Source organism: Pseudomonas paraeruginosa PA7 (assembly GCF_000017205.1).
Taxonomy (GTDB): domain Bacteria; phylum Pseudomonadota; class Gammaproteobacteria; order Pseudomonadales; family Pseudomonadaceae; genus Pseudomonas; species Pseudomonas paraeruginosa.
Map to the genome: position 1 here is coordinate 3,399,490 of NC_009656.1, position 13,552 is coordinate 3,413,041.

A 13,552-nucleotide genomic window follows, 5' to 3' on the forward strand; every position below is an offset into this window, starting at 1 on the left:
CGCCGCCCGCCGCAGGAGCCGCCAATGACCGCTGCCGACAGCCTCCAGGATTACCAGCGCGTACGCCAGCAGGCGATCCGCTCGCTGTTCGAGATCGTCGAAGGTTCCAGCGAAGGCACGGTGATCGTCGACCGCGAGGCGCGCATCGTCTGGATCAACCAGCGCTACGCGCAGCGCTTCGGCCTCGCCGAGCCGGCGCAGGCCATCGGCCGGCCCTGCGAGAGCGTGATTCCCGGTAGCCTGCTGCGCGAGGTGGTGCGCAGCGGCAAGCCGATCCTGCTGGACATGATGGACAGCGCGAAGGACCCCTTGGTGGTGATGCGCCTGCCGATCCACGACGACGCCGGCGAGGTGATCGGCGCCATCGGCTTCGCCCTGCTCGACGAACTGCGCTCGCTGTCGCCGCTGGTGACCCGCTACCTGAGCATGCAGCGCGAACTGGCCTCGACCCGCTCGCAATTGCAGGCGCGCCAGGCCAAGTACAGCTTCAGCCACTTCGTCGGCACCAGTCCGGCCAGCCTGGAAGTCAAGCGCCGCGCCCGCCGTGGCGCGGCCAGCGAAGCGCCGGTGCTGCTGCTCGGCGAGACCGGCACCGGCAAGGAACTGCTCGCCCACGCCATCCACAGCGCTTCGCCGCGGGCGCACAAGGCCTTCGTCAGCGTGAACGCCGCGGCGATCCCGGAAAGCCTGCTGGAGGCCGAATTCTTCGGTACCGCACCCGGGGCCTTCACCGGTGCCGAGCGCAAGGGTCGACCTGGCAAGTTGCAGGTGGCCCAGGGCGGCACGTTGTTCCTCGACGAGATCGGCGACATGCCGCTGGCGTTGCAAGGCAAGCTGTTGCGCGTGCTACAGGAGAAAGAATTCGAAGCGGTGGGGTCCAACGAAGTGATCCGCAGCGACATCCGCCTGGTCGCCGCCACCTCCATCGACCTCCAGCAGGCGATGCGCGAAGGCCGTTTCCGCGCTGATCTCTACTACCGGCTGAACGTCCTGCCGATCGAGATCCCGCCGTTGCGCCAGCGCCTGGACGACCTCCCGGCGCTCTGCGAGTCGATCCTCGACAGCCTCGACCATGGCCGTCTCCACGAACTCGGCGGCGACGCCCTGGCGCTGCTCGCCCGGCATGCCTGGCCGGGCAACGTCCGCGAACTGCGCAACGTGCTGGAACGCGCGCTGCTGCTGGCCGACCAGCCGTTGCTGGACGCCGCCGCCCTCGGCGCGGCGCTCGGTCCCCTGCAGCCGTTGCCTGAACTTGCGCAGCCCGGGGACGAGGTGCCGGTCGGCGATTTCCAACGGGCCCGCGAAACCTTCGAGCGCGAGCTGATCGCACGTGCCCTGGCGCAGAGTGCCGGCAATGTGGTGGAAGCGGCGAAACGCCTGGGCCTGGGTCGCTCGACCCTGTACAAGAAGATCGTGGCGCTGGGCATCCGTCTCAATAACGGGACTCGTCTCGAAATCGAGACGAACTGAAACCGGCATAGCCCCGCACCTCGGCTCGAATCCGTCTCCATCTGGAGACAAGGCTATTCCCCGCACGCCCCTTCGCCTCGCCGCAGCCCGCGAAAACCGCGACCTTGTGGCCTGGCACGGTTATCGCTACCGGGCTTTCCGACGGCCCTGCCCCGTTCCAGGCCGTCACGCCGGTGCCCGCACCGTTCGACAACAAGAAACAGGCCCGGAGCGCCCTTCCCCATGCGGAGCGCGCCCGCAGCGCCGTGGAGATATGCCCGATGAGCGTGATCATCGCCCTTGCCGCCCTGGGCCTGCTGATGCTGGCCGCCTACCGGGGCTACAGCGTCATCCTGTTCGCCCCCCTCGCCGCCCTCGGCGCCGTGCTGCTCACCGATCCCGGCGCGGTCGCGCCGACCTTCACCGGGGTGTTCATGGAGAAGATGGTCGGTTTCATCAAGCTCTACTTCCCGGTTTTCCTGCTTGGCGCGGTGTTCGGCAAGCTGATCGAGCTGGCCGGCTTCTCCCGCTCCATCGTCGCCGCGGCGATCCGCCTGCTCGGCACCCGCCAGGCGATGCTGGTGATAGTGCTGGTCTGCGCGCTGCTCACCTACGGCGGCGTCTCGCTGTTCGTGGTGGTGTTCGCGGTCTACCCGTTCGCCGCGGAGATGTTCCGCCAGAGCGACATCCCCAAGCGGTTGATCCCGGCGACCATCGCCCTCGGCGCGTTTTCCTTCACCATGGACGCGCTGCCCGGCACCCCGCAGATCCAGAACATCATCCCCTCGACCTTCTTCGGCACCCACGCCTGGGCCGCGCCCTGGCTCGGCACCCTCGGCGCGCTGTTCGTCTTCGCCGTGGGCATGCTCTACCTGCGACACCAGGCGAACAAGGCGCGGCGCAACGGCGAAGGCTACGGCAGCGACCTGCGCAACGAGCCGGAGACCGCCGATGACCTGCGCCTGCCCAATCCCTGGCTGGCGCTCTCACCGCTGGTGCTGGTAGGGGTCGCCAACCTGCTGTTCACCCACTGGATCCCGCAGTGGTACGGCCAGGTCCATACCCTGCAATTGGCCGGAATGGCCACGCCGCTGCAGACCGAGGTCGGCAAGCTCACCGCGATCTGGGCGGTGCAGGCGGCCCTGCTGCTGGGCATCCTGCTGGTGCTGGCGAGCGGCTTCGCGGCGATCCGCAGCCGCCTCGCCGAAGGCACCCGCAGTGCGGTGGCCGGCTCGCTGCTGGCGGCGATGAACACCGCCTCGGAGTACGGCTTCGGCGCGGTGATCGCCTCGCTGCCGGGCTTCCTGGTGCTGGCCGACACGCTCAGGAGCATTCCCAATCCGCTGGTCAACGAAGCGATCACCGTCACCCTGCTGGCCGGCATCACCGGTTCCGCGTCGGGCGGCATGAGCATCGCCCTGGCGGCGATGTCCGACACCTTCATCGCCGCCGCCAACGCCGCGCAGATCCCCCTGGAAGTCCTCCATAGGGTCGCCGCCATGGCCAGCGGCGGGATGGATACCCTGCCGCACAACGGCGCGGTGATCACCCTCCTGGCGGTTACCGGCCTGACCCATCGGGAGGCGTACAGGGACATTTTCGGTATTACCCTGATCAAGACCCTGGCGGTGTTCTTCGTCATCGGACTGTTCTACGCCACCGGCCTGGTCTGATCCGCCCTTTTTTTCATCCAGCGGGAGAAACAGCATGACCCTGAAAGGCAAGACCGCCCTGGTCACCGGCTCCACCAGCGGCATCGGCCTGGGCATCGCCCTGAGCCTGGCAGAGGCCGGCGCCGACCTGCTCCTCAACGGCTTCGGCGAGGTCGACGCGGCGCTGGCGCAGGTCCGCGCCCGCGGCGTGCGCGCCGAGCACCACCCGGCCGACCTCTCCAGCCCGGAGCAGATCGGCGAACTGATGGCCTTCGCCGAGCGGACCTTCGGCGGCGTCGACATCCTGGTCAACAACGCCGGCATCCAGTACGTGGCGCCGGTGCAGGAGTTCCCCACGGAACGCTGGGACGCGATCATCGCGATCAACCTGTCCTCGGTGTTCCATACCACCCGCCTGGCCCTGCCGGGCATGCTCGCGCGCGGCTGGGGGCGGATCGTCAACATCGCCTCGACCCACGGCCTGGTCGCCTCGGCCGGAAAGAGCGCCTACGTCGCCGCCAAGCACGGCGTGCTCGGCCTGACCAAGAGCGTGGCGCTGGAAACGGCGCGCACGCCGGTGACCTGCAACGCCATTTGCCCCGGCTGGGTACTGACCCCGCTGGTGCAGAAGCAGATCGACGCGCGCATCGCCGAGGGCGTCTCGGCCGAACAGGCGCAACACGACCTGCTGGCGGAAAAACAACCCTCGCGGGCCTTCGTCACCCCCGAGCAACTCGGCGGATTGACGCTGTTCCTTTGCAGCGAAGCCGCCGACCAGGTGCGCGGCGCGGCCTGGAACATGGATGGCGGCTGGGTGGCACAATAGGACTCGCCGGCGCCGCGCCGGCCAACTGGAACAGGGACAGGCCCGGAACATGAAACTCCGGGCCGATCGCGATGCCGGGGACGCCTTTCTCCAAATGAAATTCATCTCCATGACTCGGAATGAATACCGAACAATAGCGAAACGCTATATTCCATATGAGGAACTAGCGTTTGACTCTTTTCTGGCGTCAAATTAAAAAAGCCCTCACATCGAGTTCCCCCTGAAGAAGGGGAATCTGCAACACGGACGAAACTTTCCTGAAGGAGCATCGATGTGAGCCATGAACTTTTCATTGAAATAAGACAGCAGCCAATCAGCACTTCGACTTTCGCCGACCTCCTGGATACTTATGGTGTCGGCGAAGTTCTCTGTCGAAATATCGTTTCAAGAAACACGCAACGACATTATTTCATAGGGCATGCCTATACGGTGGAATGGGAGCGGGTCAGGAAGACCGGCGACATCACCCGTGCGCAACCTTCCACCTGGGAACAGGTGAAGGACTTCCTCGTCCCGGACCTGAGTTCGGCCAGGGACCTGGTCTACGTCGCCGGAGCCGGCGCGCTGACGACCGACGCCGCGCTGGCGGGGGGCCTGAGTTGCACCTATTTCGCCAAGCTGGGTTTCGAAGGCATCGTCCTCGGTGGCTCCGTCCGCGATGCGGCGGAAGTAAGGGCCCTGACGACCCCCGTCCTGGCCAGCAACTTCACCCCGGTCGATACCCAGGGCGCCTACCGCGTCAGGAGCACGGGGGAAAGCTGCATGATCGAAGGCAGCCGCGTGACGAGCGGCGACGTGGTGGTCTCGGACGACAACGGCACCGTGGTGTTCCCTGCCCCGCTACTCGGCGAACTCTACGAAAAGGCCCTCGAAATCGAGCGGATCGAGGGAGAAATCCTCGCCACCCTGCGTAACGGGCATGACCACAGGAGCCTGGCCAGCCTCGTGGAGGAACGCAACCGCATCTGACCCGGTAAACACCACAGGGAAGAACCAAGGATGAATATCTATACGCTGGGTCCCAGCGGGACCAACTGTGAAAAAGCCGCCCGGCAATATATGGCCAAGAGTGGCTGGAATGGCCAGATCGAACTTCGCGCCACCCTCGAAGAAGCCCTGGATGATTTGCTCGGCTCACAAGAACCGGGAATCCTGATGGGCTGTATCGTTTATCCCAGGCTGCATGAAATCGTATTTCGTCACCTCGATCGCTTGAAACTTGTCGACCACCATCTCATGGATACCTATGACATGGTCTTCGCGCGAAACGGAAATACCACGGTAAAACGAATCGGCTCCCATCCAGCACCCACCAGTCTGCTGGCAAAGTTAGGGGAGCCTGCAACTTCCGCCGAACTTGTCCTGTGCACTTCGAACAGTGAGGCCGCTCGCCAATGTGCCCTGGGAAATATAGATGGCTGCATCACCACCATCGAGGCGGCGCAGAATAACGAGCTGCATATCGTGGAGAACTTCGGTCCGGTACCGATGGGTTTCAGTATCCACCTGAAAACCGCGACGCCGGTAGCCTGACGATTCCGGACTCATGGAGCCAATGATTCCCATGGAAAAGATCATCATCGAAAACCTGAAGAAGCATGCGATCAATGCCGACGGCAGCGCCCGTGCCGGCTTCATCCACACCGCGCACTGCACCATAGCTTTCTGGAACCTGGAAAAGGGAGCGGTGATCCCCTGCCACCGGCATGTGCACGAAGCCTGCCCCATCATCATCAAGGGCCGGCTGAAACTGCGGGTCGGCGACGTGACCCATGTGCTCGGCGACGGTCAATGCGCGGTGATCGCCTCGAATGTCGAGCATGAAGCCCTGGCGCTCGAAGCCTGCGAGATACTCGAGATCTACTCGCCGGTGCGGGAGGACTACCAGCAACTGGACTTTCGCAAGGTCGCCTGGGACGTGGTCGCCGAAACCTGATCCGGCGCCTGCGGCGATAGCTGTCCTCCACGCCAGTCATCCCTCCGTGGGCGTTTACCGTCCCAGGCGTTATCCGCCATTGCCCCGCTGGCTCGGCGGATAGCCGCGTTGCGGTCATTCGCCCTACGGCCCCGGCTCCGTGCCCCGGCGTAGGGCGCATAACGCCGCAGGCGTTATCCGCCGTTGTTCCACCGATACGCTACGGCATCACCGGCGGAATGTAGGCCAGGGTGCTGCCCAGGGCCCAGAGCAGCACCAGCACCAACGGGATGTGCACCAGCAGCTGGACGAACGAGAAGCCGATCAGGTCGCGCGCCTTCAGCCCCAGCACGCCGAGCAACGGCAGCATGTAGAACGGGTTGATCAGGTTCGGCAGCGCCTCGGCGGCATTGTAGATCTGTACCGCCCAGCCGAGGTGGTATTGCAGTTCGTTGGCCACCTGCATCACGTACGGCGCCTCGATGATCCACTTGCCGCCGCCCGAAGGAATGAAGAAGCCCAGCACCGCCGAGTACACGCCCATCAGCAGCGCATAGGTATCGTGGGAGGCGATCTGCACGAAGAAGGTCGAGATATGGTGGGCCAGGGTCTCGCCGTCGCTGCCGTTGACCGTCGTCATGATCGCCGCGATCGAGCCGTACAGCGGGAACTGGATCAGCACCCCGGTGGTGGTCGGCACCGCGCGCGCCACCGCGTCGAGGAAGCTGCGCGGGCGCCAGTGCAGCAGCGCGCCGAGCATCAGGAACAGCAGGTTATAGGTGTTCAGCCCGGAGATCGCCAGGATCGCCGGCTTGGTCGAGAACTCGTGGACCAGCCAGCCGCCGGCCAGCAGCACCAGCAGGATGATCAGCAGCGGGCTGTGCTCCAGCCACTCGCCGGGCCGGGTCGGCGCCAGTTTCGCCGGTGCCGTGAAGCTCACGTCGACCCCGCAGGCCTTGGCGTCGCGGGCGCTGGCGGCGCTCGGCGCGGTCATGTAGGCGATCACCAGCGAGACCAGGACCAATGCCAGCAGCATGACTCCTGACTGCCAGAGGAAGATGGTCTCGGTGAACGGGATCACCCCGGTGATCGCCAGGATCGACGGTGGCAGGCTGGCCGGGTTGGCCTGCAACTGCGCGGCCGACGACGACAGGCCCAGCGCCCACACCGCGCCGAGGCCAAGGTAGGCGGCGGCGCCGGCGGCGCGGTAGTCCATGCGCAGCTCTTCGCGGCGCGCCAGGGCGCGTACCAGCAGGCCGCCGAAGACCAGGCTGAGACCCCAGTTGAGCAGCGAGGCGAGCATCGACACCAGCGCCACCCAGCAGACCGCCGAGCGGCCATTCTTCGGCACTCGCGCGAGCAGATCGATGAGACGCGAGGCGGGGCCTGAGCTGGCTACCACGTAGCCGCCGATGACCACGAAGGCCATCTGCATGGTGAACGGGATCAGGCTCCAGAAACCGTCGCCGAAGGCCTTCGCCGTGGCGGTCGGGCCGGCGCCCATGGCCAGCGCGGCCAGGCTGACGATAAGGATGGCCAGGGCGGCGAACACCCAGGAGTCGGGAAACCAGCGCTCGGCCCAGCTCGAGCAACGCATGGCGAAGCGCGCGGAGCGGCTTTCTTGGATGGGAAGGATAGCGGTCATCGCGGATTCTCTCGGTTTTATTGTTATTCGGCGGCAACGGGGCCGCCTGTGTGTGCGGTACGGCTCCCTGGGCGCCCGACCGTTCCGGGGAACGGAACGGTGCGGCGCCGGTCGGACGGCCAAGGCCGTCCGCCGCTCGTTCCCTGGACACGAGCGCGCCATGCCCCCGCGAAAGGACATGGCGCGATCACGCCGCGAGCGGCCGGTCGATGGATCAGTCGCGGGCCAGGGTCAGGGCGACGCCCTGGCCGCCGCCGATGCACAGGGTGGCGAGGCCCTTCTTCGCGTCGCGACGGATCATCTCGTGCAGCAGGGTCACCAGCACCCGGCAGCCGGACGCGCCGATCGGGTGGCCAAGGGCGATGGCGCCGCCGTTGACGTTGACCCGGGCGGCATCCCAGCCCAGTTCCCGGCCCACCGCCAGGGACTGCGCGGCGAAGGCTTCGTTGGCCTCGATCAGGTCCAGTTGCTCCAGGCTCCAGCCGGCCTTGTCCAGCGCGCGCCGGGTGGCGGAGACCGGGCCGATGCCCATGATCGCCGGGTCGACCCCGGCGCTGGCGTAGCTGGCGATCCGCGCCAGCACCGGCAGCCCCAGGGCCTTGGCCTTGGCCGCGCTCATCAGCAACACCGCGGCGGCGCCGTCGTTGAGGCTGGAGGCGTTGCCGGCGGTGACGCTGCCGTCCTTCCTGAAGGCCGGCTTGAGCTTGGCCAGGGCCTCGACGGTGGTGCCGGCGCGCGGCTGCTCGTCGGTGTCGAAGCTCAGCGGCTCGCCCTTGCGCTGCGGGACCTGGATCGGCGTGATCTCGTCGCGGAAGCGCCCGCCCTCGATGGCGGCGATGGCCTTCTGCTGCGAAGCGGCGGCGAAGGCGTCCTGCTCCTCGCGGGTCAGGCCATACTTCTCCGCCAGGTTCTCGGCGGTGATGCCCATGTGGTAGTCGTTGAAGGCGTCCCACAGGCCGTCCTCGATCATGCTGTCGACCAGCTTCGCATGGCCCATGCGCAGGCCGGTGCGGGCGCCGGGCATGACGTAGGGCGCCAGGCTCATGTTCTCCTGGCCGCCGGCGACGATCACCTCGGCGTCGCCGCAGCGGATCGCCTGGGCGCCCAGGTGCAGGGCCTTGAGGCCGGAGCCGCAGACCTTGTTCAGGGTCATGGCCGGTACGCCGACCGGCAGGCCGGCCTTGATCGCCGCCTGGCGCGCCGGGTTCTGCCCGGACCCGGCGGTGAGCACCTGGCCGAGGATCACTTCGTCGACCTGGCCGGCATCGAGACCGGTCTGTTCGAGCAGGCGGCGGATCACCGCGGCGCCCAGCTCGGGGGCGGGAATGCCGGCCAGCGAGCCCTGGAAGCTGCCGACGGCGGTGCGGGTGGCGGCGACGATGACGACGTCTTGCATGGATGGTTCTCCTGGATTCGCCCGTGGCCGGGCCGAATCGCTGCGGGTGGACGTAGGGGTGGATCGCTGCCCTATCCTACGCCCTCTGGAAAGGGACGGACCGCGCGGCCGGCGCCTTGCGTGGAAGCGCCAGCCGCGCGGGCCGGGGACTCAGAAGCTCATTTCCGGCACGTGCTCGGGGACGATCAGCTTGCCGGCGGTCTTCGCCACGATCTCCTCGACGCTGACCCCGGGGGCGCGCTCGCGGAGGATGAAGGCGCCGTCCTCGATCTCCAGGTAGGCCAGGTCGGTGAGCACCTTGCGGATGCAGCCGCAACCGGTCAGCGGCAGGGTGCAGTACGGCAGCAGCTTGGACTCGCCGTCCTTGGAGGCATGGGTCATGGTGACGATGATGTTCTCCGCGCCGGCCACCAGGTCCATGGCGCCGCCCATGCCCTTGACCAGCTTGCCGGGGATCATCCAGGAAGCGATGTTGCCGCGCACGTCCACCTCGAAGGCGCCGAGCACGGTGAGATCGACATGGCCGCCACGGATCATGGCGAAGGACTGCGCCGAGTCGAAGATCGACGCGCCGACGCGGGCGGTCACGGTCTGCTTGCCGGCGTTGATCATGTCCGCGTCGACTTCCGCCTCGCTGGGAAACGCGCCCATGCCGAGCAGGCCGTTCTCCGACTGGAGCATCACGTCGATGCCCTCCGGCACGTAGTTGGCCACCAGGGTCGGGATGCCGATGCCGAGGTTGACGTAGTAGCCGTCCTTCAATTCGCGCGCCACGCGCTGCGCCATCTGTTCGCGGGTAAGTGCCATCTGGGGAAACCTCTTGTCGTTGTAGCGGCCGCCGTCAGGCGCGCAGCGTGCGTTTCTCGATGCGTTTCTCGAACCGACCCTGGATGATCCGGTCGACGTAGATGCCGGGGGTGTGGATCTGCGTCGGGTCCAGTTCGCCGGGTTCGACGATCTCCTCCACCTCGACCACCGTGATGCGCCCGGCGGTGGCGACCAGCGGGTTGAAGTTCTGCGCGGTGTGGCGATAGACGACGTTGCCGAAATGGTCGGCCTTCCAGCCCTTGACGATGGCGAAGTCGCCGGTGATGGCCGGTTCGAGGATGTAGTGGCGGCCATTGAACTCGCGTGCCTCCTTGCCCTCGGCGACCGGGGTGCCGTAGCCGGTGGCGGTGAAGAAGGCCGGGATGCCGGCGCCGCCGGCGCGGATCTTCTCGGCCAGCGAGCCCTGGGGGGTCAGTTCGACCTCCAGCTCGCCGCTGAGCAGTTGCTGCTCGAATAGGGCGTTCTCGCCGACGTAGGACGCGATCATCTTGCGGATCTGCCGGTCCTCCAGCAGCACCCCGAGGCCGAAGCCATCGACGCCGCAGTTGTTCGAGACCACCGTGAGGTCCCTGACCCCGCGCCGGCGGATTTCCGCGATCAGGTTCTCGGGGATCCCGCAGAGGCCGAAGCCCCCGGCGAGGACGGTCATGCCGTCGGTCAGGCCTTCGAGGGCCTCTTCGTAACTGCCTACTCGCTTGTCGAGTCCGCTCATGCTGCTGTGCCTCTTCCGGCTCTTGTGATTGTGCGTGCGGCAGTCCGACTGCCGGGTCGCACAGAGCTTCTCCGCTGCGGACTGATTTGTTAAGTTTGTTTTTCCAATCCATTGATGAGAAAAACAAATAAATGACCGTCAAGCAGTTGCGCGCCTTCCTCGCCGTGGCGCAGAGCCTCAGCTTCGCCCAGGCCGGCGAACGCCTGCACCTCTCCCAGCCGGCCCTGAGCCTGGCGATCAAGAGCCTGGAGGAAAGCCTCGGCGGTGCGCTGCTGGAACGTACCACCCGCAGCGTCAGCCTCACCCCCGAGGGCGAGGCCCTGCTGCCGTTGGCGCAGCGCCTGCTGGCCGACTGGGACAACACCGAGGAATTGCTGCGCCAGCACTTCACCCTGCAACTGGGCAAGGTCTCCATCGCCGCCATGCCCTCCTTCGCCGGCAACCTGCTGCCGCTGGTATTGAAGACCTTTCGCGAGCGCCACCCGCGGGTCAACGTGGCGGTGCACGACGTGATCAACGAGCAGGTGCTGGAGATGGTCCGCAACCGGCGCGTCGAGCTGGGCATCGCCTTCGAGCCGGAGTTCCTGGAAAACCTCGAATTCACCCCGTTCTACAACGACCGCTTCGTCGCCGTGGTGCCGGCCGGCTCGCCGCTGGTCGGGCGGGAGCGGATCAGTTGGCGCGAACTGCTCGGCGAGCCCTTCATCACCCTGCAACGCCCCTCGGCGGTGCGCCTGCTCCTGGAAGAAAGCGTGGCCGCCGAGCACGGCCGCCTGCCGGTGGCGTTCGAGAGCCACCAACTGGTCACGGTCGGGCGGATGGTCGCCCAGGGCCTCGGTGTCAGCGCCGTGCCGACCCTGTGCATCCAGCAGATGCGGGAACTCGGCGCGCGCTGCCTGCCGCTCTATGCGCCGCAGGTGCAGCGCCGGGTCGGCCTGCTGCGGCTGAGCGAGCACAAGCTGTCCACCGCCGCCCAGGCCCTCAGCGACGTGCTGCTGCATGGCACCGACTGGCGCTCGCTGGCGCTGCCCGAAGACCAGTCCGGCGATTGAGGCAGGCGCCGCCGCGGGCGGTTATGCTTGGCGCATGGGTCAGAACGACAAGAAGGACGGACACGCCATGCCCGCACCGCTCTGGACGCCTTCCGCCGAACGTATCGCCGCCAGCCGCATGGAGGCTTTCCGGCGCTTCGTCAACCAGCGCCACGCCCTCGCCCTGGCCGACTACCCGGCGCTGCACGCCTGGAGCGTGGAGCGCCGCGAGGCGTTCTGGCAGGCTATCGTCGACTTCTTCGAGGTGCGCTTCCGGCAACCGCCGCGCGCGGTGCTCGAGGAAGGCGCGCAGATGCCCTCGGCGCGCTGGTTCCCCGGCGCCATGCTGAATTTCGCCGAACACCTGCTGCGCCGCCGCGATGACGCCCCGGCGCTGATCGCGGTGAGCGAAGACGGCCGCCGCGAGGTGCTCAGCCACGCCGAGCTGGCCCGTCACGTCGCCGGCCTGCAGAAGCGCCTCGCCGCGCTCGGCGTCGGTCCTGGCGAGCGGGTCGCGGCGCTGATGCCGAACACCTGGCAGACCGTGGTCGGCATGCTTGCCACCACCAGCCTCGGCGCGACCTGGTCGAGCTGCTCGCCGGACTTCGGTACCCAGGGCGTGATCGACCGCTTCGGCCAGATCGAACCGCGGGTGCTGATCGCCTGCGCCGGCTACCGCTACGCCGGCAAGTCGCTGGACCTGACCGCCAGGCTCAACGAGGTGCTCGCCGGCCTGCCCGGCCTGGAGCAACTGCTGGTGGTGCCCTACGACCGTCCGCAGGCACAGCCGCAGGACTACCGCTGCCAGGCGCAGGTCGCGCTGTGGGACGGGTTCTACCAGGCCGAGGGCGAGCCGGTCTTCACCCCGGTGCCCTTCGAGCAGCCGCTGTACATCCTCTATTCGTCGGGCACCACCGGGGTACCCAAGTGCATCGTCCACGCCACCGGCGGCGTGCTCCTGCAACATCTCAAGGAGCACGGCCTGCACACCGACCTGGGCGACGGCGACCGGCTGTTCTACTACACCACCTGCGGCTGGATGATGTGGAACTGGCTGGTCTCCGGCCTGGCGGTGGGCGCCAGCCTGGTGCTCTACGACGGCTCGCCGTTCCATCCCGGCCCGGAACGCCTGATGGATCTTATCGACGCCGAGGGCATCGGCGTGTTCGGCGCCAGCGCCAAGTACCTGGCGGCGCTGGAAAAGGCCGGCGCCCGCCCGCGCCACAGCCATCGCCTGGACAGCCTGAAGACGCTGCTTTCCACCGGCTCGCCGCTGGCCCACGAAAGCTTCGACTACGTCTACCGCGAGCTGAAGAGCGACCTCTGCCTGTCGTCGATCTCCGGCGGCACCGACATCGTTTCCTGCTTCGCCATCGGCAATCCTCTGCTGCCGGTATGGCGCGGCGAACTGCAATGCAAGGCGCTGGGCATGGCCGTGGAAATCTGGGACGACGACGGCCGCCGGCTCGCCAGCGGCAAGGGCGAACTGGTCTGCACCCGGCACTTTCCGTCGATCCCGCTGGGCTTCTGGAACGACCCGGACGGCGCCAGGTTCCATGATGCCTACTTCAGCAGCTTCCCCGGCGTCTGGGCCCATGGCGACTACGCCGAGGAGACCGCCCACGGCGGACTGGTGATCCATGGCCGCTCCGACGCGGTACTCAACCCCGGCGGCGTGCGCATCGGCACCGCGGAGATCTACCGCCAGGTGGAGAAGGTCGAGGAAGTCCTCGAGTCCATCGCCATCGGCCAGGACTGGCGGGGCGATGTGCGGGTGGTGCTGTTCGTCCGCCTGCGCGACGGCGTCGACCTCGACGAGCCCCTGCGCGAACGCATCCGCCAGACCATCCGCGCGAATACCACGCCGCGCCACGTGCCGGCGAAGATTGTCCAGGTCGCCGACATCCCGCGCACCCTGAGCGGCAAGATCGTCGAACTGGCGGTGCGCAACGTGGTCCACGGGCGCCCGGTGAAGAACACCGACGCCCTGGCCAACCCGCAGGCGCTGGAGCTCTACCGCGACCGCGCCGAACTGCGCGACTGAAGCCACGGCGGGCCTGGGCTAGAATGCGCGTTCCGTTTCCCGCAGAAGGTAATC

12 protein-coding genes are annotated in these 13,552 nt (G+C 67.1%); 8 read left to right on the top strand and 4 right to left on the bottom strand.

The features are described 5' to 3' along the window. Positions 1 to 24: 24 nt before the first annotated feature. From hbcR to PSPA7_RS15640, 6 genes are all read left to right on the top strand, one after another. The gene (hbcR, locus tag PSPA7_RS15615) at positions 25 to 1,470 is read left to right on the top strand and encodes a sigma-54-dependent transcriptional regulator HbcR (RefSeq protein ID WP_012076028.1); all 1,446 of its coding nucleotides are present in this window, start codon (positions 25 to 27) and stop codon (positions 1,468 to 1,470) included. A 260-nt stretch (positions 1,471 to 1,730) separates the two neighbouring features. Further along, complete coding sequence (locus tag PSPA7_RS15620; protein WP_012076029.1) at positions 1,731 to 3,122, top strand: GntP family permease; 1,392 nt, start codon at positions 1,731 to 1,733, stop codon at positions 3,120 to 3,122. Positions 3,123 to 3,156: 34 nt separating this feature from the next. Next, on the top strand, positions 3,157 to 3,927 hold the full coding sequence (gene bdhA, locus PSPA7_RS15625; protein ID WP_012076030.1) for a 3-hydroxybutyrate dehydrogenase: 771 nt from the start codon (positions 3,157 to 3,159) through the stop codon (positions 3,925 to 3,927). 273 nt (positions 3,928 to 4,200) lie between these two features. Beyond that, positions 4,201 to 4,896, top strand: a complete 696-nt coding sequence (locus PSPA7_RS15630; protein ID WP_012076032.1) for an RraA family protein — start codon at positions 4,201 to 4,203, stop codon at positions 4,894 to 4,896. A 30-nt stretch (positions 4,897 to 4,926) separates the two neighbouring features. Beyond that, a complete protein-coding gene (locus tag PSPA7_RS15635) occupies positions 4,927 to 5,460 on the top strand; it encodes a type 2 periplasmic-binding domain-containing protein (RefSeq protein ID WP_003156525.1) in 534 nt (177 codons plus the stop codon). Between the two features lie 31 nt (positions 5,461 to 5,491). After that, positions 5,492 to 5,863 (top strand): cupin domain-containing protein, encoded by a 372-nt coding sequence (locus tag PSPA7_RS15640; RefSeq protein WP_003156526.1) that lies wholly within the window; start codon positions 5,492 to 5,494, stop codon positions 5,861 to 5,863. A 199-nt stretch (positions 5,864 to 6,062) separates the two neighbouring features. On the opposite strand, the gene PSPA7_RS15645 is transcribed toward PSPA7_RS15640, so the two are convergent. From PSPA7_RS15645 to PSPA7_RS15660, 4 genes are all read right to left on the bottom strand, one after another. Further along, positions 6,063 to 7,487 (bottom strand): short-chain fatty acid transporter, encoded by a 1,425-nt coding sequence (locus PSPA7_RS15645; RefSeq protein WP_012076034.1) that lies wholly within the window; start codon positions 7,485 to 7,487, stop codon positions 6,063 to 6,065. Between the two features lie 214 nt (positions 7,488 to 7,701). Continuing rightward, positions 7,702 to 8,883: an acetyl-CoA C-acetyltransferase gene (locus PSPA7_RS15650; RefSeq protein WP_003121716.1), complete on the bottom strand. Its 1,182-nt coding sequence runs from the start codon at positions 8,881 to 8,883 to the stop codon at positions 7,702 to 7,704. Between the two features lie 150 nt (positions 8,884 to 9,033). Further along, positions 9,034 to 9,690: a CoA transferase subunit B gene (locus PSPA7_RS15655; RefSeq protein WP_003088567.1), complete on the bottom strand. Its 657-nt coding sequence runs from the start codon at positions 9,688 to 9,690 to the stop codon at positions 9,034 to 9,036. Positions 9,691 to 9,724: 34 nt separating this feature from the next. Beyond that, on the bottom strand, positions 9,725 to 10,423 hold the full coding sequence (locus PSPA7_RS15660; RefSeq protein ID WP_003088566.1) for a CoA transferase subunit A: 699 nt from the start codon (positions 10,421 to 10,423) through the stop codon (positions 9,725 to 9,727). Between the two features lie 131 nt (positions 10,424 to 10,554). Between PSPA7_RS15660 and PSPA7_RS15665 the strand changes: the two genes are divergently transcribed. Both PSPA7_RS15665 and PSPA7_RS15670 read left to right on the top strand, forming a co-directional pair. Further along, the gene (locus PSPA7_RS15665; protein WP_012076036.1) at positions 10,555 to 11,475 is read left to right on the top strand and encodes a LysR family transcriptional regulator; all 921 of its coding nucleotides are present in this window, start codon (positions 10,555 to 10,557) and stop codon (positions 11,473 to 11,475) included. A 67-nt stretch (positions 11,476 to 11,542) separates the two neighbouring features. Further along, positions 11,543 to 13,498, top strand: a complete 1,956-nt coding sequence (locus PSPA7_RS15670; RefSeq protein WP_012076037.1) for an acetoacetate--CoA ligase — start codon at positions 11,543 to 11,545, stop codon at positions 13,496 to 13,498. Positions 13,499 to 13,552 lie beyond the last annotated feature (54 nt).